The 23,785-nt window shown below is 62.6% G+C and carries 23 protein-coding genes and 1 tRNA gene; 17 read left to right on the forward strand and 7 right to left on the reverse strand.

What is annotated here, in order from left to right:
• The first annotated feature begins 71 nt into the window (after window positions 1-71).
• The 8 genes from ACWA1U_RS10650 (at window position 72) to ACWA1U_RS10685 (ending at window position 7,380) form a co-directional block, all read left to right on the forward strand.
• Window positions 72-956, forward strand: coding sequence for a ParA family protein (locus ACWA1U_RS10650; protein WP_463722161.1), 885 nt, complete (start codon window positions 72-74; stop codon window positions 954-956).
• 15 nt (window positions 957-971) lie between these two features.
• On the forward strand, window positions 972-1,877 hold the full coding sequence (locus tag ACWA1U_RS10655; protein WP_463722162.1) for a segregation and condensation protein A: 906 nt from the start codon (window positions 972-974) through the stop codon (window positions 1,875-1,877).
• Window positions 1,874-2,518: an SMC-Scp complex subunit ScpB gene (gene scpB / locus ACWA1U_RS10660; protein WP_463722163.1), complete on the forward strand. Its 645-nt coding sequence runs from the start codon at window positions 1,874-1,876 to the stop codon at window positions 2,516-2,518. Before ACWA1U_RS10655 ends, scpB begins: the two co-directional genes overlap by 4 nt.
• Window positions 2,519-2,557: 39 nt before the next feature.
• A complete protein-coding gene (locus ACWA1U_RS10665; RefSeq protein WP_463722164.1) occupies window positions 2,558-3,844 on the forward strand; it encodes a pseudouridine synthase in 1,287 nt (428 codons plus the stop codon).
• 3 nt (window positions 3,845-3,847) lie between these two features.
• Window positions 3,848-4,963 carry a prephenate dehydrogenase gene (locus tag ACWA1U_RS10670; RefSeq protein ID WP_463722165.1) on the forward strand — a complete coding sequence of 372 codons (1,116 nt, stop codon included), beginning with the start codon at window positions 3,848-3,850 and terminating at the stop codon, window positions 4,961-4,963.
• Window positions 4,964-4,974: 11 nt separating this feature from the next.
• Window positions 4,975-5,667, forward strand: coding sequence for a (d)CMP kinase (gene cmk, locus ACWA1U_RS10675; protein WP_463725018.1), 693 nt, complete (start codon window positions 4,975-4,977; stop codon window positions 5,665-5,667).
• A 14-nt stretch (window positions 5,668-5,681) separates the two neighbouring features.
• The gene (gene der / locus ACWA1U_RS10680; protein ID WP_463722166.1) at window positions 5,682-7,217 is read left to right on the forward strand and encodes a ribosome biogenesis GTPase Der; all 1,536 of its coding nucleotides are present in this window, start codon (window positions 5,682-5,684) and stop codon (window positions 7,215-7,217) included.
• 89 nt (window positions 7,218-7,306) lie between these two features.
• Window positions 7,307-7,380, forward strand: a tRNA-Pro gene (locus ACWA1U_RS10685).
• Window positions 7,381-7,468: 88 nt separating this feature from the next.
• Here the strand turns inward: ACWA1U_RS10685 and ACWA1U_RS10690 are convergent.
• From ACWA1U_RS10690 to ACWA1U_RS10700, 3 genes are all read right to left on the reverse strand, one after another.
• On the reverse strand, window positions 7,469-8,497 hold the full coding sequence (locus ACWA1U_RS10690) for an ion channel (protein ID WP_463722167.1): 1,029 nt from the start codon (window positions 8,495-8,497) through the stop codon (window positions 7,469-7,471).
• Window positions 8,498-8,575: 78 nt separating this feature from the next.
• Window positions 8,576-9,385 (reverse strand): alpha/beta fold hydrolase, encoded by an 810-nt coding sequence (locus ACWA1U_RS10695; protein WP_463722168.1) that lies wholly within the window; start codon window positions 9,383-9,385, stop codon window positions 8,576-8,578.
• Window positions 9,385-9,897 carry a PadR family transcriptional regulator gene (locus ACWA1U_RS10700; protein WP_463722169.1) on the reverse strand — a complete coding sequence of 171 codons (513 nt, stop codon included), beginning with the start codon at window positions 9,895-9,897 and terminating at the stop codon, window positions 9,385-9,387. Before ACWA1U_RS10700 ends, ACWA1U_RS10695 begins: the two co-directional genes overlap by 1 nt.
• Window positions 9,898-9,973: 76 nt before the next feature.
• Here ACWA1U_RS10700 and ACWA1U_RS10705 point away from each other — a divergent pair, with 76 nt between their 5' ends.
• Entirely contained in the window at window positions 9,974-10,813 is an 840-nt protein-coding gene (locus ACWA1U_RS10705; RefSeq protein ID WP_463722170.1) for a siderophore-interacting protein, read from the forward strand.
• Window positions 10,814-10,867: 54 nt separating this feature from the next.
• On the forward strand, window positions 10,868-11,890 hold the full coding sequence (ligD, locus tag ACWA1U_RS10710) for a non-homologous end-joining DNA ligase (protein ID WP_463722171.1): 1,023 nt from the start codon (window positions 10,868-10,870) through the stop codon (window positions 11,888-11,890).
• 3 nt (window positions 11,891-11,893) lie between these two features.
• Here the strand turns inward: ligD and ACWA1U_RS10715 are convergent, their stop codons facing one another.
• The 3 genes from ACWA1U_RS10715 to ACWA1U_RS10725 form a co-directional block, all read right to left on the reverse strand.
• On the reverse strand, window positions 11,894-12,547 hold the full coding sequence (locus ACWA1U_RS10715) for a hypothetical protein (RefSeq protein WP_463722172.1): 654 nt from the start codon (window positions 12,545-12,547) through the stop codon (window positions 11,894-11,896).
• A 317-nt stretch (window positions 12,548-12,864) separates the two neighbouring features.
• Window positions 12,865-13,524, reverse strand: a complete 660-nt coding sequence (locus ACWA1U_RS10720) for a DUF6318 family protein (RefSeq protein WP_463722173.1) — start codon at window positions 13,522-13,524, stop codon at window positions 12,865-12,867.
• Window positions 13,525-13,610: 86 nt separating this feature from the next.
• Window positions 13,611-14,660: an ATP-dependent DNA ligase gene (locus ACWA1U_RS10725; protein ID WP_463722174.1), complete on the reverse strand. Its 1,050-nt coding sequence runs from the start codon at window positions 14,658-14,660 to the stop codon at window positions 13,611-13,613.
• 170 nt (window positions 14,661-14,830) lie between these two features.
• Between ACWA1U_RS10725 and gcvH the strand changes: the two genes are divergently transcribed.
• From gcvH to ACWA1U_RS10750, 5 genes are all read left to right on the forward strand, one after another.
• Window positions 14,831-15,217, forward strand: a complete 387-nt coding sequence (gcvH, locus tag ACWA1U_RS10730; RefSeq protein WP_463722175.1) for a glycine cleavage system protein GcvH — start codon at window positions 14,831-14,833, stop codon at window positions 15,215-15,217.
• Between the two features lie 88 nt (window positions 15,218-15,305).
• Window positions 15,306-15,782 (forward strand): FHA domain-containing protein, encoded by a 477-nt coding sequence (locus ACWA1U_RS10735; protein WP_463722176.1) that lies wholly within the window; start codon window positions 15,306-15,308, stop codon window positions 15,780-15,782.
• Between the two features lie 7 nt (window positions 15,783-15,789).
• On the forward strand, window positions 15,790-16,539 hold the full coding sequence (ftsR, locus tag ACWA1U_RS10740) for a transcriptional regulator FtsR (RefSeq protein WP_463722177.1): 750 nt from the start codon (window positions 15,790-15,792) through the stop codon (window positions 16,537-16,539).
• Window positions 16,540-16,549: 10 nt separating this feature from the next.
• Entirely contained in the window at window positions 16,550-17,059 is a 510-nt protein-coding gene (locus tag ACWA1U_RS10745) for a bifunctional nuclease family protein (protein ID WP_463722178.1), read from the forward strand.
• Between the two features lie 174 nt (window positions 17,060-17,233).
• Complete coding sequence (locus ACWA1U_RS10750) at window positions 17,234-17,827, forward strand: MerR family transcriptional regulator (protein ID WP_463722179.1); 594 nt, start codon at window positions 17,234-17,236, stop codon at window positions 17,825-17,827.
• 76 nt (window positions 17,828-17,903) lie between these two features.
• On the opposite strand, the gene ACWA1U_RS10755 is transcribed toward ACWA1U_RS10750, so the two are convergent.
• Window positions 17,904-18,731: a ParA family protein gene (locus tag ACWA1U_RS10755; RefSeq protein WP_463722180.1), complete on the reverse strand. Its 828-nt coding sequence runs from the start codon at window positions 18,729-18,731 to the stop codon at window positions 17,904-17,906.
• A 264-nt stretch (window positions 18,732-18,995) separates the two neighbouring features.
• Between ACWA1U_RS10755 and ACWA1U_RS10760 the strand changes: the two genes are divergently transcribed.
• Complete coding sequence (locus ACWA1U_RS10760; protein WP_463722181.1) at window positions 18,996-22,397, forward strand: pyruvate carboxylase; 3,402 nt, start codon at window positions 18,996-18,998, stop codon at window positions 22,395-22,397.
• 97 nt (window positions 22,398-22,494) lie between these two features.
• On the forward strand, window positions 22,495-23,784 hold the full coding sequence (locus ACWA1U_RS10765) for a MinD/ParA family ATP-binding protein (protein WP_463722182.1): 1,290 nt from the start codon (window positions 22,495-22,497) through the stop codon (window positions 23,782-23,784).
• Window position 23,785 lies beyond the last annotated feature (1 nt).

Below are 23,785 nucleotides of genomic sequence, written 5' to 3' on the forward strand. Positions count from 1 at the left end.
GTAACGTGGTGAACCAAGCGAGCAGTAACTTGTTACTGGACAAGCCACTAGACGGAAGCGTGGATAGATACGTGAGCAGCGAACAGGGTTCCACAACTCTGAAGGACGCAACCGACGAAATTGGCCCCACCGGACGCCCCATCACGGAGTTCCCCGAGCCGCCGGTGCTGGCCTCCCACGGCCCCGCCCGCGTCATCGCGATGGTGAACCAGAAGGGCGGAGTCGGCAAGACCACGTCAACCATCAACCTCGGTGCAGCGCTCGCCGAAGCTGGGCGCCGGGTGCTCCTGGTCGACTTCGATCCGCAGGGCGCCCTCTCCGCCGGCCTCGGAACCAACCCGCATGAGCTGGACGTCACCGTGTATAACGTCCTGATGGACCGCAAGGTCAAGATCGAAGACGCGATCCAGCGCACGGCCTTCGAGAACATCGACCTCCTGCCGGCCAACATCGACCTTTCAGCCGCTGAGGTTCAGCTGGTCAACGAGGTTGCCCGCGAGCAGGTTCTGGACCGTGCCCTGCGCAAGGTCGAAGACGATTACGACGTCATCCTCATCGACTGCCAGCCATCCCTCGGCCTCCTCACGGTCAATGCACTCACAGCCGCGCACGGCGTCATCATCCCGTTGATCTGCGAGTTTTTCGCCCTTCGCGCGGTTGCCCTGCTGGTTGAGACCATAGAAAAGGTGCAGGACCGCCTGAACCCGCGCCTGCAGGTCGACGGCGTCCTGGCGACCATGTATGACTCCCGCACCCTGCACAGCCGCGAGGTCATCGCCCGCCTGGTGGAGGCTTTCGGCGACAAGGTCTTCGAGACGGTCATCAAGCGAACCATCAAGTTCGCTGACGCCACCGTGGCCGCTGAACCGATCACCTCCTACGCCGGCAACCACCCTGGCGCTGATGCCTACCGCAACCTCGCGCGGGAGCTGATTTCCCGCGGCGGCTCGCCCTAGTGGAGCGTGCCGTCCGTGGTGCAGGCAGCTAACGACGACGACGGCGGCATCGCCCTTGCTCCACCGGAGCCTGACGGCGCGGTGCGCTTCAAGGTTCGGCTGGACAATTTCAATGGTCCGTTCGACCTGTTGCTGAGATTGATTTCCAAGCACGAACTCGACATCACCGAGATAGCCCTGGCCAAGGTCACCGACGAGTTCATTGGGTATATCCGCGCGTTCTCCGCTGCTGGAGACAGCTTCTCCCTCGACGAAGCCAGTGAGTTCCTCGTCATCGCCGCAACGCTGCTGGACCTCAAGGCGGCGCGGTTGCTTCCGTCCGGCCAGGTCGAGGACGACGAGGACATCGCCTTGCTGGAGGCGCGGGACCTGCTGTTCGCCCGCCTCCTGCAGTACAAGGCGTTCAAGGAAATCGCACGGTTCATGGGGGAGCGGCTCACCGAGGAGAGCAAACGGTTCCCGCGTGATGTTGCACTCGAAACCCAATACGCAGCGATGATGCCCGAACTCACCTGGCGGATGTCGCCGTCGGACTTCGCAGAGTTGGCGGCCAAGGCTCTCGAGCCCAGGGAGGCGGCACCTACCGAAGTCGGACTCGGGCATCTCCACGCGCCGCCGGTGAGTGTCCGCGAACAGGCCGACATCATCGGGCACCGTCTACGGGAGCAGGGGATGTTGTCCTTCCGGCAGCTGACCGCGGACGCCGATTCGCTGCTGGTGGTGGTGGCCCGGTTCCTCGCCTTGCTGGAGATGTTCAGGGATACGGTAATCACCATGGACCAGGCGGCGCCATTGGGTGAGCTGACCGTGCGCTGGTCCGCCGGGGAACGGGAATGGTCTGCGGAGAGTATTAGCGAGGAGTACGACGAGATTGATGTGGCGCTTCCACCCGCCGCCAGCGAAGCCGGAGGAGAAGCATGAGTGAGCAGACCGAGACGGCACCGGGTGTCGAAAACCTGCTGGTCGATGTTGCGTCATTGCCCGGTGGGTTGCACGCAGCCATCGAAGCGGTGTTGCTCGTGGTCGAGGAACCGGTGACTGACCTGCAGTTGGCCACCGCGCTCCTGGTTCCTGCCGGCGAGGTGCGCGAAGCGCTGGAGGAATTGAGGGCGGAGTATGACGGCTATACTGGTCAGGGCCCGGATGGCGAAACATCACGGCGTCGGGGGATCGAGCTAAGGAACATTGCCGGTGGTTGGCGGTTTTTCACCCGCAGTGATTTCGCCGCCGTCGTCGGACGGTTTGTTCTGGAGGGTCAGAGCGCGCGCCTTTCGCAGGCAGCCCTGGAGACCCTCGCGGTCATCGCTTACCGGCAGCCGGTGTCACGTTCGCGGGTGTCTGCCATCCGTGGCGTTAACGTGGATGGGGTTGTCAGGACGCTCGTTCAGCGCGGTCTGATTGTCGACGTCGCCACCGATCCTGAAACTGGAGCCGTGCTCTACGGAACCACTCCGCTTTTTCTGGAAAGATTGGGTATCGGCACCGTCGCCGATCTACCGAAGCTTTCACCGCACCTGCCCGGCCTGGAGAATCTTCAGGACTTCGACGAGAACACGTTCTAGCCAGCTCAGATTTGCTCAGTTAACAATTAAGGATTTTCAATGACACAGGCGCCCCGCTCCGGATCCGGAAGGAACCGCGCCGGCAGTAACCGTGGCCAAGACGACCGTGGTCAGGACAACCGTGGCCAAGGCAATCGTGGCCAGGACAACCGTGGCCAAGGCAATCGTGGCCAGGACAACCGCGGCCAAGGCAACCGAGGCCAAAGCACTCGCGGCCAAGATGATCGTGGTCGTGACGACCGCGGGCAAGGCAGTCGTGGTGAGGACAGCCGTGGCCAAAGCAGTCGTGGTGAGGATAGCCGTGGTTATGGCAACCGTGGCCAAAGCGCTCGCGGCCAGGACAGCCGTGGTCAGGATGATCGCGCCCAAAGCTTCGGTGGCGACTCCGGCAAGTCCGCCTACACAGCTCGGAGTGACGCGCGAGGCGGCGCGAAGAGCGGCGGCAGGGCAGCTCCGAAGCCTGCACGCAGCGGCCAGAAGGGTGGTTCTGCCGGGCAGACGCCATTCGGCAAGGAACGTTTTGGACGGAATCTCGGCCCTGTTCACCGCCCGCGGCGTCCCAAGGCGCCACCGGTTGACCGGTTGGACGTCCATGATCCAGACGGCGTCCGGTTGCAGAAGGTCATGGCTTCCGCGGGTGTCGCATCGCGGCGTGTATGTGAGGACATGATCCGCGACGGCCGCGTTGAAGTCGATGGAACCGTTGTCACGGACCTCGGGGTTCGGGTCGATGCGACCACCGCGGTTATCCACGTCGATGGAATGCGCATCCAGTTGAGCGAAACCACAATGTACTACGCGTTCAACAAGCCCAAGGGTGTTGTCTCCACCATGGAGGACCCCGAGGGCCGCCCCTGCATCAGCGACTTCCTGAAGAACCGCAAGGGGGAGCGGCTGTTCCACGTCGGGCGTCTCGATGTGGCTACCGAGGGACTGATCATCCTGACCAACGACGGTGAGCTTACCAACCGCCTGACCCACCCTTCCTTCGAAATCCCGAAAACCTACCTGGTGCAGGTTCGCGGGCAGATGGCGCACGGCCTTGGTGCCCAGATGAAGGAAGGCATTGAGTTGGAGGACGGCATCGCGAAGGTCGATTCCTTCCGGCTGGTCGATTCGACACCTGGCCACGTGCTGGTCGAGGTGGTCCTGCACTCCGGGCGCAACCGCGTGGTCCGGCGTTTGTTCGATGCCATCGGTCACCCCGTCGAGCGCCTGGTGCGCACCCAGTTCGGTCCGATCCGTGTCGGCGACCAGCGTCAGGGCAGCATCCGCGTCCTCGGCCGTCAGGAAGTTGGGCACCTCCTGGCCGCTGTGGAGCTGTAACCGATGACCGTAGCCAGCAACGGGGGTACACACCTGTCCGGGCCCGTGCTGATCATCGGCACCGGCCTGCTCGGGACGAGCATTGGGCTGGGCCTGCGCAGGCGCGGGCTCGACGTCGTGCTTTCTGATGTATCTCCGTCCACGCAGGCGGTTGCCGTGGATATCGGCGCTGGCCGCTCGCTGGAAAGCGTGGATCCCGGTTTCGCGCCGGAACTCGTGGTGATTGCGGCGCCGCCGGACGTAACCGGATCTCTTGCCGTGCGTGCGCTCGCGGACTACCCGGCCGCCGTCGTCGTCGACATTGCCAGCGTCAAGGACGCCGTCCTCGGTGAGGTTCGAAAGGAAGCCGACGACGCCGCCCTGCCGCGTTACGTTGGCACGCACCCGATGGCGGGCCGTGAGAAGTCGGGTCCCGTAGCTGCTCGGGCTGAGCTGTTCACTTCCATGCCCTGGGTTATCTGCGCGTCTGCGGAGAGTGCCCCAGATGCTATTCGCACGGCGGAATCCCTGGCCATCGACCTTGGCGCGGTGGTCTCGCGGATGTCCGCGGAAGACCACGACCAGGCTGTCGCGGTGATTTCCCACTTGCCGCAGGTGCTGTCGTCGCTGCTCGCGAGCCGTCTGCAGGACACCCCCGCGCACGCACTGTCGCTGGCTGGAAACGGACTGCGTGACGTCACCCGGATCGCGGCGAGCGACCCCCGGCTGTGGGTGCAGATCCTGTCGGCGAACGCCGGGCGGCTTGTCGACATTCTGTATGGCGTCCGCGAGGATCTCAACCGCCTCATCGGGACGCTCGAGAACCCGCTCGGCGAGGGAGCCCGCCTGGACATGGCGCAACTGATGTCCGAGGGAAATATCGGGCAGGCGCGCATTCCCGGTAAACACGGAGCGCCCCCGGAAGCATTCTCGAAACTGACCGTCCTGGTGGAGGACATTCCCGGGCAGATCGCCCGCCTGCTGACGGAAATTGGGGACACCGGCATCAACCTCGAAGATCTGCGTCTGGAACATTCGCCCGAGAGGCAGGTTGGCATGGCCGAGATTTCGGTGCTTCCAGGGAAGCGCCACGAACTGACGGAGTTCCTGACTGAACGCGGATGGCGGGTGGTCCAGTGAGTACGGAATCAATGCCGCTCGCTCAGTTCCGGTTAGGCAAGTCCATGGTCGTGGCCATTGACGGCCCCTCCGGATCAGGCAAATCTAGCGTGAGCCGCGAAACTGCCCGCCGTCTGCACGCGGCGTACCTGGATACGGGTGCAATGTACCGGGCGGTCACCCTGCACTGTCTTGAGGAGGGCGTGGACCTTTCCGATGCCGGGGCAGTGGAGCGCGCAGCCCGCAATCTGGACCTGGCAATCAGCACCCGCCCCGACATTGAGTCCGTCCGTGTGAGTGGAATCGACGTCACCGACGCTATCCGTGAGCCGCGGGTCTCGCAGGCCGTCAGCGCTGTCGCCACCACGCTTGGCGCCCGGAGTGAGCTGATCCGCAGGCAGCGGCAGATCATCGCCGATTCGAACCACCGCATCGTCGCCGAAGGCCGGGACATCACCACTGTCGTGGCACCCGAGGCCGAGGTGCGGATTCTCCTGACCGCGAGCGAAGAGGCACGGCTGCGTCGACGCGGTGATCAGCTCGGGGGAACCCAGACGAGTGATCAGTTGAAGCAGCAGGTACTTGCGCGCGACGCCAAGGATTCCTCAGTAGTGAATTTTCAGCAGGCCGCTGACGGCGTGGTAACCGTCGATTCGTCGGACCTGGATTTTGAGCAGACCGTGACCGCAGTGCTGGACGTTGTCCGCACCGTGGCACATCAATAACACGAAGGATCGCGATGATGAGCGAGAACCAGAACGGGCTTGACGAAGAGTTTGAGCCAACAGGCGATGATTCCGTTGTCGAGCGCACTCACGCACTTGACGACGCCGAGGCTGAGCGCCGCGCCGAGTCCCTGCGCGCCGGGCTGGAGGATTATGACCTCGATGAGGAAGACGCAGCCCTGCTTGCGCAGGAGTTGGGCGATTTCGACGCCGAAGCCCCCGTCCGTCTCGACCCTGTCCTTGCGATCGTGGGGCGTCCGAACGTCGGCAAGTCGACTCTGGTGAACCGCATCCTCGGACGCCGTGAAGCTGTTGTCGAGGACACTCCGGGCGTCACCCGCGACCGCGTGATGTACTCGGCGACGTGGAACGGCACTAACTTCACACTGGTCGACACGGGCGGCTGGGAGCACGACGCCCGTGGCATTCACGCGCGCGTGGCTGATCAGGCGGAAGCCGCCGTTGACCTCGCGGATGCAGTGCTGCTGGTTGTCGATGCGACAGTGGGCGCGACGGCAACCGATGAGGCAATTGTGCGGATGCTGCGGCGCAAGAAGAAGCCGGTCATCCTCGTTGCGAACAAGGTTGACGATATCCAGAATGAAGCGGATGCGTCTGTGCTGTGGTCGCTTGGCTTCGGTGAGCCAATGCCAGTCTCGGCACTGCATGGCCGCGGTACAGCCGACATGCTCGACAGGGCAGTTGACTTGATGCCCGAGTTCTCCGAGCATGGCGGACTGGAGCGGTCCGGCGGGCCTCGCCGTATTGCGCTGATTGGACGGCCAAACGTTGGGAAGTCCTCCCTGCTGAACAAGCTGGCCGGAACTGAGCGCGTTGTGGTGGATCCTCTGGCGGGAACCACCCGCGACCCGGTGGACGAGATGATCGAGCTCGGTGACCGGGTTTGGCGTTTTGTCGATACTGCGGGAATCCGACGTCGAGTTCATATGGCTCAGGGCGCGGATTTCTACGCTTCGTTGCGTACGCAGTCGGCGCTGGAAAAGGCGGAAGTTGCTGTTGTTCTGCTGGCTGTTGATGAGGTGTTGAGTGAGCAGGATGTTCGCATCCTCAACCTGGCGATTGAGTCCGGGCGAGCCGTGGTCCTTGCGTTCAACAAATGGGACCTGCTCGATGACGAACGCCGTAGTTACCTGGAACGCGAAATTGAGCAGGACCTGGCCCACGTCGAGTGGGCGCCCCGGGTGAACATTTCGGCGAAGACCGGCTGGCACAAGGACCGGCTGGTCCCGGCGCTGGATAAGGCGCTGGAGTCCTGGGACATGCGGATTCCCACCGGCAAGCTGAACGCATTCCTCGGCGAGCTCGTGGCTGCGCACCCGCACCCCGTCCGTGGTGGAAAGCAACCTCGCATCCTGTTCGGCACGCAGGCGTCTTCGCGTCCGCCTCGGTTCGTCCTGTTCACAACCGGTTTCCTTGACCCCGGTTACCGACGCTTCATCACCCGCCGGCTCCGTGAAACCTTCGGCTTCGAGGGCACTCCGATCGAGGTCAGCATGCGCGTCCGTGAGAAGCGCGGACGCAAGAAGTAGCACCCTGCTTTGGGGTCCTGCGGTTCGTCGCTCAGGGCGTCGATAGGATAGGATTCTTCAGGTGGTTCGGACGTATAGTCCGGGCCGATCGGGATGTGGCGCAGCTTGGTAGCGCACTTGACTGGGGGTCAAGGGGTCGCAGGTTCAAATCCTGTCATCCCGACAAACGAAAACCGTTTCAGTTCTGGTTGGACCAGAATTGGAGCGGTTTTTCTTTGTTCCCGATAGTTTCCAGAGCGCGGATGCAGGTGCTATCCGACCAGTGCTCCTGCGATCTCCTCGGGAGCGAGACGGCGCTCGCCCACGTAGTAGAGCACCGAACCTGTGGGAAGCGCGGCGTCCCACCCGGGATTGATGACCTTGCCGTCGTGCTGCACTGCCAGGACGGTGGTGGCAAAGGTCCGCCCCAAAGCCGATTGGATCACCCCGAACTCCATCGACGGGAGCGTGTCGGGCAGCCTCGTGCTGTAGGTGTTCCGACCGCCGTGGCTCATCAGGTCTGCGTATACAACAGCAATCCCCGGGTCTTGGAGTTCTTCTGTAGCCATACGCGGCGAGTGCCACTGTACGCAGCGGACGTCGTCGTCTATGTAGGAGAAGTTCCGGGCACGGCTCATGTCCTTGAGTGTCACCACGGTGTGCGCGCTCGGGTTGACGTGCGTCACTGCAACGGTGAGGGCGAGGGCTTCATTGTCGTCCCTGGCGTCAATAAGTACACGGGTGGCCCGATGCACGCCGGCCCGGCGCAACACACTGTCCTCGGACAGGTCACCGCGGACGAACCCGATATCCACGAATTCGGGTATCGGATTCTCGGGCACTTCGTCCCAGACGCACAACGCGACCGGTTGGGTACCGTCCGCGGTGATTTCGCTGATGATCCGTTCAGTGCGGCCGGGCGTGTAACCGACGATAACCAGGTGGTCTGACATGTCCAGATCTACGTGACCCTTCATGCGCTGTCCCTTCGCGTTGTCAATCGCCGAAGCGATCCGGGTAAAGAGCGTTGTCAGCGTAACAATCCCGCCGATGATGACGTAGGCGCCAACGAGGTGCCCGCCGACGGTTGTGGGAAAGAAGTCGCCGTATCCGACCGTTGACGCCGTGACGATGAACCACCACCAGTAGTTCTCTACCGCGGTGATGGTGTTCTCGGCAGGCTCGGCCCAGATCATCAGTGGCCAGCTCGTGAGGAACACTACGGCGATGATGAGCACCGGCAGGCCCCAGGTGTGGGAGCGCCCGAGCCGGCGAATCAAACGAGAGAAGACGAACGGCATCGTCGGTCTCCTTTCATATGGACTGGGAGCTCCGTTCGACCATACGCGGGATGGATGGTTGTTTCACTTGGAAGGTCCTTACGGCGCATTGTGGCCACGGGCTTTTCGAGGAGTAGCAGCAATCGGAAGAAGTTCCGGCGCCGGTTCATGGTTGGTCAACCAGTGCTGAAGTACCCGGTGAAACAGCTCGGGGTCCTCCGCGCTCCATACGTGGTGCATCCCGGGAGCGAGCCGCGACTGTGCTCTTGGGGCACGGCTGCTGATGCGGTCCAGCGAGCCCCTCACCAGTTGAGGCTCCTTCTCTCCTGCAATTGCAAGAACCGGCATCGTGGCGGCACGAAGTCCGTCGAGCTCCGAGTCCGGGATGCCGTTGTAGACCTGCGTCATCATGTCCAGCGCGGACTGCCGATCAATTCCGACCCCCGTCTCAACGAACTGATCGACGGAGTCTTCGGGTAACCGGAACACACGCGCCAGCCCGCGCCAGTAGGCCGCAGACCCCCACAGCCGCAGCTGCCAAAGACCCGAAAACCTCGCGAATCCAGTTACCCCGCTGAGCGCCGCTCCCGTGACGATAGTGCTTCTGACCAGCGCAGGATGTCTGGCCGTGAGAAGAACGCCGAGCACGCCGCCAAGAGATAGACCAACGACGTCGGCGCGACCTCCGTGAGCGCGCTGACGGATGACTTCGGCAATCTCGTCGACGACCGCCGAAAGAGCTGTCCAGGAAATGTGCGCGGACTCGCCAAATCCGGGAAGGTCCGGCACAAGGCTGTGATGGTCGGGGAGCGCCAGCGCCTGTTCACGCCACATCCACCCTGCTACGTTGCCACCATGCAGGAACAGGACACTGTCGGCCGATTCGGGGTGATACTCCACGACGTGCATCAAAGCGCCTTCTCCAGTTCGTTCAACCAGGTAAGTTCGGTTTCGATGTGAGCAATGCCGTTGCGCAGCGTACAGGCGCGCAGCCGTTCGGTGAGGGACGAGCCGGGCGACTCGATGCTCTCTAGGGCGCGCAATTGGTCGAGCGCAGCTGCACGGCGTTCCGCGACCAGTTCGCGTACAAGGTCAGGATCTGCCTCCGTGCCCGCGAAAAAGATGCGGGCGAGGAAGGGTTCCCTTGTTGTTTCCGGAGTCATCGGGGATCGCAGCCAGGCCGACAGTTCGGCGCGTCCGGGACCGGTGAGGTGATGTTCGCGGCGGTCGGGCTTGCCGTCTTGTGGGATGACCTTAACCGTCACGAGTCCGCTTTCATTGAGCTTTGAGAGCGTCCGGTAGATCTGGGCTTGATCTGCGCCCCAAAAGTGCGCGACAGAACTGTCGAAGGCTTTCTTCAAGTCATAACCCGTCATGGGCCGCACATTTAGAAGACCGAGAATTGAATGCATAAGAGACATATCTTATATAAGACACCACATATATAAGATGCGCAACTAGTTTCTCCGCCCGGTGCCAGTCGTGAGAAATTGAAACATGCCTACCTCCCAGCCGAATGTCCGTCCGGCTCGCCCGCAGCTCGTCTTCGACGTGATCCAGACTGCTCGGGTCACCCCCCACATGGTCCGGGTTACCCTGGGCGGTCATGCCTTTGACCAGTTTCAACCTAAGGACGTCACCGACAACTACGTGAAGCTGCTCTTTGCCAAGCCGGAGCTCGGGCTCGAACCGCCTTACGACCTCGCGGCGTTGCGCGAGCAGTTGCCCGCGGACGACGTACCCGTCACCCGCACCTACACCGTCCGGCGGGTCAACGTTGCTGAGCGCACCATCGACATCGACTTCGTCGTTCATGGGGACGAGGGACTTGCTGGTCCATGGGCTGCGCGGGTCCAGCCGGGGGAGCGCATCGCCCTGATGGGTCCAAATGGCGCCTACTCACCGGATGCCACCGCCGATTGGCACTTGTTCGCCGGGGACGAGTCAGCTCTTCCAGCCATCGCAGCGGCACTTGAGTCATTGCCCGCCGAAACCACGGGTGTAGCTTTCCTCGAGTGCGAGGGGCCGGACGACGTCGTCGTACTTGCCAAGCCGCCAGGCGTAGAAGTCCGCTGGGTACAGCGCGGCATTCGTAACCAGGCGACGACGGCGCTGCTGGCCACCGCCGTCTCGGCATACCAATGGCCCGCGGGGCGGGTGCAGGTCTTCGCGCACGGGGAGCGTGAGTCGATGAAGGCGTTGCGCGACGTCTTCCTGAAGGAGCGAGGTCTGAGCAAGGAACAGCTGTCCCTATCGGGTTACTGGGCTGCAGGCCGGACCGAGGATCGGTTCCAGGCGGAGAAGAAGGAGCCGATCGGCGTCATTCTTCCTGCCTGAAGGTGTTGACGCGCCGTCCTCCCGATTGGCGCTGGTCCCAAGTATGTTGGACGCATGGCATCCGAGGCGACAGTCCTACCCGTTGATGGGCCGAACGGCATCCGAGAAGTAAGAATTTCCAGTCCGAGCCGCGTGATGTGGCCGGAACTGGGATTGACCAAGTTGGATCTGGCCAAGTACCTCGTGGATGTGGGCGACGCCTTCATCGCCGCAAATGGTGGACGGCCGTTGGCGTTGCAGCGGTTCGGGGGCAATATCGACGGTGACCAGTTCTTCTCGAAGAATCCGCCGAAAGGCGCCCCGGATTACATCCGCTCGGTGAAAGTTGTCTACCCGAGCGCACGTTCACACGCGCAACTGGTGATCGATGAGCCGGCCGCAGCGGTTTGGGCCGCGCAGATGAACACAGTGGTATTTCACCCGTGGCCGTCTCTGGCGGAGAACTCCGACAATCCCGATCAGCTACGGATCGATCTTGATCCGCAGCCGGGGACCGATTTCGACGACGCCGTTCCCGCCGCGATTGAGCTCCGGAAGGTCCTGGAGGAGGCCGGCCTTGAGGCCTTCCTCAAGACGTCGGGTAACCGCGGAATCCACGTGTATGCGCCGATCGAGCCAGTTGCGGAGTTCCTCGACGTTCGCCACGCGGTGATCGCGGCGGCGCGGGAACTGGAGCGGCGGATGCCGGAAAAGGTGACGACGTCGTGGTGGAAGGAAGAGCGGGGGGAGAAGGTCTTCGTCGACTTCAACCAGGCGAATCGTGACAGAACCATTGCAGGTGCCTACAGTCCGCGGGCTTTGGCGCATGCTCCGGTGTCGTGCCCGCTTACCTGGGATGAACTCGAATCAGTTAGCCCGAAGGACTTCACGATCCTCACGGTTCCCGATCGTTTGAGGACGGTCGGAGATCCTTGGGCCAATTTTCACGACAAGCCGGGAACGATAGACGTGCTGCTCGAGTGGTGGCAGCGTGACCTGGATTCCGGGCTCGGTGAACTTCCCTTCCCGCCCGACTACCCGAAGATGCCGGGGGAGCCGTCGCGGGTGCAGCCGAGCCGCGCAAAGAAGGACAAGTAGGTTCTAGTCGCAGCCCCAGGCTGAAGGGTTGTCCTTGCAGGTTCCGTCCACAAGCCGGTTGTCGGACCGCCAGATGCTCATCAGGTGGGCTTCTGACTGCACTTCGGCCTGGCCTGCTATGGGAATCCACGGACCTCCGTTGACGGAGTAGTCACCGTTGAATCGCGTCGTCAGGACGAGGTTGTAGTCGCCGGTTTCCTCATAGACATGACTCGTTGGTGTTTCGACCATGAGCCATTCTTCTTCTGGAACCGAATTGCCGGCGGTTGTGGTGATCTTCGACGTGCCATCACCATAGTTCCAGTCGTACTCGACGGGCCAGGCGCGGATTCGCACTTCGTCACCGAGGGTTTCGAAGTTGAACTCCTGCTCCTCGACGTTGGCCCACACATTGTTATGGCCGCCGAGCAATCCGAAGTTCTTTGGCTCCGAGACAATCTCCGCCGCGATGATCGGTTGGCTCTGGAAGTCCTCAAGGGTGATGACCACTTCCGGCTCAGCGACTTCGCCGCCACCTGGCGGCTCAGGAGCGGGCTGACCCGGGTAGAGGCAGGAGCGCTCGCCCGTCTGAGTTTCTGTCGGCGGGTTGGTAGAACTGTCAATCGCAATCCATTCAACGAGTGCGCCGCCGGGTTCGTCGTCACACTGTGCATTCATGTCTACACATACTGATGGGTCCAAGAAACTGCCGACTCCCTGCAGACACACTCGCTCGTAGGTGTAGGTGATGCCGGATTGATTGGAATCGTTGCTGGTGTCTCCGACAGTGCTGCCAGAACCGATCGGCTGTTCTGCCTCGCCTCCTCCCTGCACAGGAGCTGGGTCGCCGTTCTCGACTTTGACCTTCCCGGGAATCCAGCCAGCGTCAACCTCCGGATTAGGAGTTGGTGCAAGGGGCAGAAGAGTCGTGAATAGGAGCGCAGTTACCGCCTGAAACTTGGCTGGACGTGTACGGAGATTTACGTTAGCCATGCTCACTCCGCAACCGCAACTGCACCTACGTCAAGCAGAAGCCACGCACGGTCGTCGTGGAAGGCAATCAGCTCGTTGAGGTCCGGCTCAGAGAAACCTGGAGTTTCGTTTATAAGAGAGCCAGCGGCGTCATAATATGACGCGGGTGTCTGCGCGATGGTTATGAACGACGAAATCGAGCCGTGAACGTTCTTTTGAAATTTGCTGTCGAAACTCTTCAGCTGAATTTCACCGCCAGCCATCCAGCCTTCATCTGCGAAGGCTTCGCTAATTGCCCCTGTGATGTTCGCGCAGGTTCCGCACTCCGCGTCCGTTACAGTCCGCAGCGGTTCGAGATCGCCAGTCGCGTATGCGTAGTTCAATAACTCGAACCACCACTCCGTGAACGCCTCCAACCCCTCGACAGAGTTCTCGTCCGCCAAAGCCGGCTTCTCAGGCACTGGAATGTTCACAGCGGGCCCGGCCTCAGACGCGGGAGAAGGCGACGGCGAAGTGGATGGCGAAGGCGACGCAGAAGCTGACGGAGATGCGGACTCTGACGCCGTAGCAGACGCGCTGGGCGTTTCAGAAGCCCCCGGATCACCGCCACTATTGCATCCGGCAAGCACTAGGACAGATAGGGCCGCACCAGCAATAGTGCCGACCACGCGAGACTGAAGCATAATTCCCCGACCGTTGGATTACTCATGAACCGCAAACCATACTAACGGGGCTCAAACAGCACGAAAGGGTTATCCACAGATGATGGTTAAGCGAGCACCTTACTCAGGTCATACGCCGCCGGAATCTCAAGCTGCTCGAACGTGCAGGACTTCGCCTCGCGGTCCGGCCGCCATCGCTCAAACTGCACGGTATGCCTGAACCGGTCGCCTTCCATCTGGTCATATCTCACCTCGACCACCCTCCGCGGATGCAGCCGCACAAACGAAACATCCTTGCTCGAGTTGAACCGGCTCCGGTCGGACTCACCGCGGAGGATCCCGCCGTCGTCGTCGCGCATGACGTCCGGTTCCAACTCATCGACCAGCTCCAGCCGCCGCTTGTCGGAGAACGCCGAAGCGCCACCCACACCGCGAAGCTCTCCGCCGTCGTCGTACAGGCCAAGCAACAGCGAACCCACGCCCTGCCCGCTCTTGTGCACCCGGTATCCCAACACCACGGCGTCAGCTGAACGGTGGTGCTTGATCTTGAGCATGCGTCGCTTGTTCTGCTCATAGGCAGCAGCCAGCGGTTTGGCGACCACACCGTCCAGGCCCGCCCCTTCGAACTCAACCAGCCAGCGTCGCGCGAGGTCGACGTCGTCCGTCACCTGCGACAGGTGAACCGGCGCTGCGAAACTCTCACCGACGCCCTCCAGGGCCTTACGCCGTTCAGCGAACGGCACCTCGAGCAGATTGTTGTCATCGATGCCGAGCAGGTCGAAAGCAATGAACGACGCCGGCGTTTGCTCAGCGAGCAATTTCACCCTGCTCTCGGCCGGGTGAATGCGCTGGGACAATCCCTCCCAGTCGAGGCGCTCAGCCCCCGGCTCACCCCGTCGAACCACAATCTCCCCGTCCACCACGCACCGCTCGGGCAGGTTCTCGAGTAACGCCGCCACCAGCTCCGGAAAGTAACGGGTGATGGTCTTCGACCCGCGGCTGCCGATCTCACACTTGCCGTCCTGGATGTGAACGACCGCCCGAAACCCATCCCATTTCGGTTCGTAGATAAGTCCCCCAGGCACGCTGTCCGGATCCGGTACCGCATTTACAGCCTTCGCAAGCATGGGCTGGATGGGGAAGGGCAGTTCAGTCATGGTCCGATCCTGTCGCATCCGCTGAGAATTGGCTACGCAGGCACGCGAGAGGCGCAGTGACGCGGAGCACTGGCCATGTGCCTATACTCGTTCGTAGGGCCCCCGATCGTGAGAGTTGGGGCCACCAATTTAGTCCAGTGAAACAGCCCGGCGCCGACGAAAGGCCGACAATGAGCAACGTTCCCGAAGCCCTTTACTACACCGCCGAGCACGAGTGGGTTACCGCACCCAACGACGATGGAGTCGTCCGAATCGGCATCACGGATTTTGCCCAGGACGCGCTGGGAGACGTTGTGTACGTCCAGATGCCCGAGTCGGGCTCATCGGTCGCTGCTTCAGACGTAGTCGGTGAAGTCGAATCCACCAAGAGCGTCAGCGACATCTATGCTCCCGTCAGCGGGGAGGTCGTCACGCGCAACGAGGCGCTTGACTCAGACCCCGCCCTCATCAACTCAGACCCTTACGGTGACGGATGGTTGTTCGAAATCAAGGTGGCGGACAAGTCCGTCGTGGAGGAACTTCTCAGTTCTTCGGAATACGCTCAGCAGGTAGGCTAGACTCACCGGCTTAGGCAACAACCTAAGGCATTTACACAGTGGCCAGCCGGTAGACCGGTTGGCCACGTATTTTGGGGAAGGATCTTCAATGGTTGGCGAGAATAGTGCAGCCGCACGGGACGCTGCTGTGTCGCACGTGGCGTCACCGGAAACCACCACCATCGGGCTGCCCCCGCAAACTGCAAACGTGGTCGAGCCGCGGCTCACCAGTGAAGAGCGCGCAGCAATCGCAGCACTTCCTGAAGGTTCGGCCCTGCTTGTTGCCCACTCGGGGCCCAACGCCGGTGCACGTTTCCTCCTCGACGAGGACGCCACCACTGCCGGGCGGCACCCCAATGCAGACATATTCCTTGATGACGTCACCGTGTCCCGCAAGCACGCAGAGTTCCGTCGCGGTCCTGAGGGATTCAGTGTTGCCGACGCCCGCAGCCTGAACGGCACGTACGTCAACAACGACCGGGTGGACAGTGTTGCCCTCCGGAACGGACACGAGGTGCAGATCGGCAAGTTCCGTCTCACTTTCTACGCCGCCGGAAGCGTCCCGCAGTCCCCGGGCCAGGCCTAGGGGAGTAATGACCTCCTCCCAGCCATCACGGCGGCCAGTTGGCGTTGCCCCGGAGCGCGTTCCGGGCAATGTGCTCAACATCGGGGAGGTTCTCACCGAACTGGCTGGGGACTTCCCCCAGATCAGTGCATCCAAAATCCGGTTCCTTGAGGAAAAAGGCCTGATCACGCCGCAACGGACGCGCGCGGGGTACCGCAAATACACCGCGGTGGATGTCGAGCGCCTGCGGTTCGTCCTCGCCCTTCAACGCGATCAGTACCTACCCCTCAAGGTGATCAAGGACTACGTTGACGCTATTGATCGGGGCGAACGTCCCGAGAGCCTGCCGGGCGGCCTCACGCTCGCTCCGCGCATGGTGTCCGACCACCTCGCCCGGGAACTCGGTTCGCACGCGCGGCGGCTTACTCGCGAGACGTTGACCGCAGAGGCGGGAGCGCGCCCCGAACTCATTGGGGACCTGATCTCGTTCGGTCTCATTTCTGAGGCTGATGGCCGTTTTGACGAACATGCGCTGAAGATCGCCAAGGCCTGTGTCCAGCTGGAAGGGCACGGTATCGAGCCACGCCACCTGCGTCCGTTCCGAACTGCAGCTGACCGGGAGCTTGGCCTCGTTGAACGTGTGGTCGCTCCGGTGGCTTCCCGTCGCGACGTCGCTTCAAAAGCCCGCGCAGCAGAAACCGCCCGCGAGATCAGCGAACTTTGCCTCAACCTCCATAGCGCCCTCGTCCAGGGCCAGATAGCACGGATGGAAACCTGAGGAGGCAGACATGCTCGAAGTCGAAGTGGTGGGCGTGAGAATCGAACTCCCGTCAAACCAGCCTCTTGTCCTGCTGAAGGAAACCGCTGGAACCAGGCACATACCCATCTGGATCGGCGCGCCGGAGGCCAGCGCAATCGCTTTTGTCCAGCAGGGAATCGTTCCTCCACGCCCAATGACCCATGATCTCCTGGTCAGCGTGATCACCGCCCTGAAGCACAGCGTCACCGAGGTGCGCCTGGTCAGCGTGGAAGACACCGTCTTTCACGCCGAAATAGTGTTCGACGACGGCACGAGCGTGAGTTCCCGCGCTTCGGACGCGATCGCCGTCGCACTTCGCGTGCCCTGCCCCATTTTTTGCGCACCGCAGGTGATGGAGGATACGGGTGTTGAAATTGCTGACAGCGAGGACGACGACGGCGAGTCCGGAACCGCCGAGGGCCAGGCAAGCGCTGAGCGCGAGTTGAAGCAGTTCCGCGAGTTCCTGGCCGACGTGGAGCCGGAGGATTTCGAACGGTAACGGGCGACACGCTCAGATTGTTATAGGGAGCGTCTTTGACCTCGGGTGCCCGGGGATCTAACGTCGAAGCATACAGTTCCCATTGCACTCGCTGGTAACTCAGGGCACACTTGCATCAAACCCTGGACCTCGGCTTGCGCCACTTCCCCGGGAACCAGAATGAGGAGGCAAAACGTGAGTCCGAAAGGCGACGCCGGTACGGGTTCCAACGCGGCCGCTGCGGGTACGGCCATTCCGGCCAGCGCGCAGGGACTGCTTTTCACCGAAGACCTCCCTGTACTTGACGAGGACGCAGGCTACCGCGGCCCTACGGCCTGTAAGGCTGCCGGTATCACGTATCGCCAGCTCGACTACTGGGCTCGCACCGGGCTTGTGGAGCCAGCCGTTCGCGGCGCATCGGGTTCCGGCTCGCAGCGGTTGTACGGCTTCCGCGACATTCTGGTCCTGAAGGTAGTGAAGCGGCTCCTGGATACCGGGGTGTCGCTTCAACAGATCCGCAGTGCCGTTGAGCATCTTCGCGAGCGCGGCGTCGAGGACCTTGCACAGATCACCCTGATGAGTGACGGCGCCTCAGTGTATGAGTGCACCTCGGCTGACGAAGTAATCGACCTGGTTCAGGGTGGGCAGGGAGTATTCGGTATCGCCGTCGGACGCGTCTGGCGTGAGGTTGAGGGTAGCCTCGCCGCATTGCCGAGCGAGCACGCAGCTGACCAGGACTTTCCGGACGATGAACTAAGCAAGCGTCGGGCTGCACGCAAGATCGGTTAGTTCTTTCAAGCATTTGCCCCGCCTTGAGCGGGGCATTTTTGCGTTCACGCAAAGAATCAGCCGACGGGGATTCGCCCTAGCGGCGGGTCACCCTGCTTCGCATGCGGCCAGAATCCAGCAACGCGCGCAGAAGGTCGTCGAAGTGTCCCGCAGCCTGTTTGGCGGATTCCCCGGGCCAGTGATGCACTGAATGGGCGGCGCCCTGGATTTGCTGCCAGTTGGCCTGCTCCGAAATGGTGGGACTGAGCAGGAGGTCGCCGAACATCTGCTTCATCTCGTTCAACCTGAATGTGTGCTCGTTGGAGCCTGACCGGACCCGGTTGGCAACAATTCCGGCCGTGGTGAGGTTCGGCGCAAACTCGCTCTTGAACAGTTCGATCGCCCGCATGGTGCGTTCGGTGCCCGCAACCGAGAAGAGCCCCGGCTCTGCGACCAGCAGTACGCGGTTGCTTGCCGTCCAGGCCATCCGGGTAAGACCGTTCAGTGAGGGCGGGCAATCCACCAGTACAAGCCGGTAGCCTTCGACGCGGTCCAACAGCGTGGAGAGCCGGCGCAGATCCCGCTTGCCTAGGTCGGGGCGGTCATAAATCCCTGAATACGCTGATCCCATCGCCACATCAAGGACTGGGGGAGTGCCCGAGGGACTGCGCTTGACCGCATTGCTGATCCAACCGCTCGGCACGACGTTCGCTGCAAGATCCCCGCGCCTCGCATTCTTAAGGAGCCGGCCGATGTCTATCTGGTCTTCCGCCTGCACGCCCAGCCCGGTGGTGGCATCAGCGTGGGGATCAAGGTCGACTACAAGTGTGGGAATTCCCGCGGAGAGAGCCGCGGACGCCAGTCCAAGGGTCACTGAGGTCTTGCCGACCCCGCCTTTGAGGCTGCTGATACTCACTACTTGCACTTGTTGAACCAATACCTAACGTCTTGAGGTGCCCTTTTTCGCGGGTCCCGTGTCGCGATCCGAGTCGCCCGGCCACCCTCTCATCATAAGTGGGTACGCCGGGCACGCGAACACGGCTCGACGGCGGGCGCGCCGCGACCGGTATGGACTTTAAGTACCGGCATTACCAGTCTGTGGACACGAATTGCCGTGACCAGATATGCAATCTGTAGTCTGGGGAGGCTAAGTGTCGTTCCATCAAAACCGCAAGAATGCAGGAGAGCAATGTTCTCGAAGATTCTGGTAGCCAACCGAGGCGAAATTGCCATTCGCGCTTTCCGCGCAGGCTATGAAACTGGCGCCAAGACCGTAGCGGTTTTCCCCTACGAGGACCGGAACTCAATTCACCGGCAGAAGGCGGATGAGGCGTACCTCATTGGTGAGGAAGGCCATCCCGTCCGTGCCTACCTTGATGTGGCGGAGATTATCCGCGTCGCCAAGGAAGCAGGCTGCGACGCCATCTACCCGGGTTACGGCTTCCTGTCGGAAAATCCGGACCTCGCGCGGGCTGCTGCCGACGCCGGTATCACCTTTGTAGGTCCCCCCGCCGAAGTTCTGGAGCTGGCCGGAAACAAGGTACGTGCTCTGGAAGCGGCGAAGAAGGCCGGCATTCCGGTCCTGAAATCTTCCCAGCCGAGCTCGGACCTTGAGGAACTGATCGCGGCAGCGGAAGAGATCGGGTTCCCGATCTTCGCTAAGGCAGTTGCGGGAGGCGGCGGGCGTGGCATGCGCCGGGTGGACAAGCGCGAGAATCTGCGTGAGGCCCTTGAGGCGGCAATGCGTGAAGCCGACTCGGCGTTCGGCGATCCCACAATGTTCCTGGAGCAGGCCGTGCTGCGTCCTAGGCACATCGAGGTTCAGATCCTCGCTGATGCCGAGGGCAACGTGATGCACCTCTTCGAGCGGGACTGTTCACTGCAGCGCCGCCATCAGAAGGTCATCGAGATCGCGCCCGCCCCGAACCTGGATGAGGGCATCCGGCAGGCGCTGTACCGTGACGCGGTCGCGTTCGCTAAGGCATTGAATTACGTCAACGCCGGAACGGTGGAGTTCCTGGTGGACACCGTCGGTGAACGCGCCGGACAGCATGTGTTCATCGAGATGAACCCGCGTATCCAGGTGGAGCACACGGTGACCGAGGAGGTCACTGACGTCGACCTCGTTCAGTCCCAGCTGCGCATCGCGGCAGGGGAGAGCCTCGCGGATCTTGGTTTGTCTCAGGATTCCGTGAAGCTCAGAGGCGCCGCGCTGCAGTCGAGGATCACCACGGAAGATCCCGCGAATGGGTTCCGGCCCGACGTCGGCAGGATCACCGCTTACCGCTCGGCCGGTGGTGCCGGTGTGCGGTTGGACGGCGGCACCGTGTACGCGGGAGCCGAGATCAGCCCGCACTTCGACTCGATGCTGGTGAAGCTCACCTGCCGTGGCCGGGATTATGAGTCCGCGGTGCGCCGCGCCAGGCGTGCGCTGGCGGAGTTCCGTGTACGCGGCGTATCCACGAACATCTCCTTCCTGCAGGCCGTGCTCGACGACCCTGCGTTCATCGCCGGTGATGTGGCTACATCCTTCATCGACGAGCGCCCGGAACTCTTGACGGCACGTGTCTCCGCTGACCGCGGAACCAAACTGTTGAACTGGCTCGCCGACGTCACGGTCAACAAGCCCAACGGCGAACTCACAGTGGAGCTTGACCCGGCGGAAAAACTTCCTCCTGTTGAAGACTCTGATCTGCAGCCAGGCTCCCGTCAGCGATTGCAGGAACTTGGCCCGGAAGGCTTCGCAGCCGAGCTCCGCGCGCAAACCGCCCTCGCGGTCACGGACACCACGTTCCGTGACGCCCACCAGTCACTGCTGGCGACACGCGTACGCACCCGGGACCTCGTCGCGGCAGGCAAGGCCGTTTCCGTGAAAATGCCGCAGCTACTCTCGGTTGAAGCCTGGGGTGGCGCGACGTACGACGTCGCACTCCGCTTCCTGGGCGAGGATCCCTGGGACCGGCTCGCGGCGCTGCGTGCGGAGATCCCCAACGTCTGCCTGCAGATGCTCCTGCGCGGCCGCAACACCGTCGGCTACACCCCGTACCCCGAGGCCGTCACCTCTGCGTTCGTGAAGGAAGCAGCAGCCACCGGCATCGATATCTTCCGCATCTTTGACGCCCTCAATGACGTCTCGCAGATGGAACCGGCCATCCGGGCCGTCCGGGAGACCGGCACGGCGGTCGCTGAGGTTGCACTCTGCTACACCTCCGACATGCTTGATCCCGAGGAAAAGCTCTACACCCTCGACTACTACCTTGAACTCGCCCAGCGCATCGTCGACGCAGGTGCGCACATCCTGGCCATCAAGGACATGGCGGGCCTGCTGCGCCCTGCAGCGGCCGCAAAGCTGGTCACTGCCCTGCGTGAGCGGTTCGACCTGCCGGTCCACCTGCACACCCATGACACCGCCGGCGGCCAGTTGGCAACGCTCCTGGCCGCTTCGCAGGCCGGGGTCGACGCCGTCGATGTCGCCAGCGCGTCCCTGGCTGGCACCACCAGCCAGCCCGCGGCCTCATCCCTCGTCGCGGCGCTCGCGCACACCGAGCGTGACACCGGCATGTCGCTTGGCGACGTGAGCTCACTCGAACCCTACTGGGAAGCGGTCCGGCGGGTTTATGCACCGTTTGAATCCGGGCTTCCAGGCCCCACAGGGCGGGTGTACCGCCACGAGATTCCCGGTGGCCAACTGTCCAACCTGCGCCAGCAGGCCATGGCCCTCGGCCTGGGCGAACGGTTCGAAGCAATCGAGGACATGTACACGGCCGCGGACCGTATCCTCGGGCGCCTTGTGAAAGTCACGCCGTCGTCGAAGGTCGTGGGCGATCTCGCGCTCCAGTTGGTCGGCTCGAACGTGGACCCGGCCGAGTTCGAGGAGAACCCGCAGAACTTTGACATTCCTGACTCCGTCATCGGCTTCCTCAGCGGTGAACTTGGAGACCCTCCGGGCGGCTGGCCGGAGCCTTTCCGCACCAAGGCCCTGCAGGGCCGCACGGTGAAGGTCCGCGACGTTGACCTAAGCCCCGAAGACCAGCAGGCACTCGATGCCGACTCCGCTACCCGCCGGGCAACGCTGAACAGGCTGCTCTTCGCGGGCCCAACCAAGGACTTCCTGACCACCCGCGACACCTTCGGCGACGTTTCCGTGCTCGACACCCGCGATTACCTTTACGGGCTACAGCAGGGCGGTGAGCACGTGATCGCGTTGGAGAAGGGTGTCCGGCTCATCGCGACCCTTGAAGCCGTTTCCGACGCCGATGACCGCGGAATGCGCACCGTCATGTGCACCCTGAACGGGCAGATGCGCCCGGTCGTAGTACGTGACCGCAGTATTCACACCGACGTCAAGGCGGCGGAGAAAGCCGATCCATCCCAGCCGGGTCACGTCGCAGCCCCGTTCGCGGGGGCTGTGACACTTGGGGTCGCAGAAGGCGCTACGGTGCAGGCCGGTGACACAGTGGCAACCATTGAGGCAATGAAGATGGAAGCCGGCATCACCACCACCGTCGGAGGAACCGTTAAGCGGCTCGCCATCGGCGCAGTGGAACAGGTCCAGGGCGGCGACCTCCTCCTGGTGATCGATCCCGCCTGAGCGTGGGCCTTACCGGTGGTGGGCCTGCGCTATGGTGATGCAGAACCTTTCCCGCTGGTCATGACACTGCGCGGGCATCACTAAACCGTGAGGAACCATGGCGAACGAGAACGAGCCGGCAGCGCCATCTGTTGGGGACACCCAATTCCCGAAGGTGTCTGAAGAGACCAAGGACGGCGCCGTCGAGCCGGCGGACGAAGCTGCCGCGGCAGACCACACCGGGGAATCAATAACCCTGGAGGGCGTCATCGGCAGCGACACCGGAACCGGAATCGGTGCCGAGCCGGCCGGGCAGCATCCTATGGATCCCGCGGAGCTGACCCTCGCCGATAGCGACATCAGCCTGACTGAGGAGACGAGTGCCGGTTGGGCGCCGTCGTCGGGCAGGCTCGACGACGGCGCCAAGCCCGGCGTCCGCGCCGGAGCAACCCCTGACCGGAGCGCCCGCCGCGAGAAGGAAGAAGGACCCGAGCCGGCGTCCTCGTTGACCGCCGACCGTCTCCTGACCGTCGGGCAACGCGCTCCCGTGGCCGGTTGGCGCAACTGGCTGTACAAGGCGACGTTCGGTTACCTCAACTTGGGGGACTCTGATGCGGTTCGTATCCGCCGTGCTCTTGAGCACAGGATCAGCGTGCGGCTCTCGGAGCGCACTAGATATGTGCCCGTCCTGTCCCGCAAGGGAGGGGTCGGCAAGACCACCGTGACCACCCTGTTGGGAATGGCGCTGGCCGATATCCGTGAGGACAGGATCATCGCCATGGACGCGAATCCAGACCGGGGCACGCTCTCGGACAGGTCGCCGGGGAAGGCTGAATTCACCGCCCGCCAGCTGGTGCAGAACCGGTTCATGGTGGATTCCTTCGCTCAGCTCTCGAGCTACGTTGCACGCGAGGGCTCCCGGCTTCACGTCCTGGCCTCCGACACTGATCCTGCCGTGGCTCAAGCGTTCGACGACGCCGACTACCGCGCCGTTACTGACATCCTTGGCCGCTACTACTCGATCGTGCTGACCGATTCGGGCACAGGCATGGTCCACTCCGTCATGAAGGGAACGCTCGAGAAGGCTGACGCCGTCGTCCTGGTATCGGGTGGCAGCGTCGATGAGGCACGGCTGGCATCTGAAACGCTCTCCTGGCTGGAAGCGCATGGGCGGCATGACCTCGTGGCCAAGGCGATCGTCGTCGTGAATCTCTCCTCAGGAAACCGTACCGAGGTGAACGTCAACGAAATTGAGGATCACTTCCGGTCCCGTGTGAGTACCGTCGTGAGGATCCCCTACGACCGGCACCTTGCTGAAGGATCCAGGGTGGAACTCGCCAAGCTGCAGCCCCGGACCCGCGACGCAGTGACCGAACTCGCCGCACTCGTCATCGATCAACTGAACTGAC

This window comes from Arthrobacter sp. TRD_SC_6, from assembly GCF_055361185.1.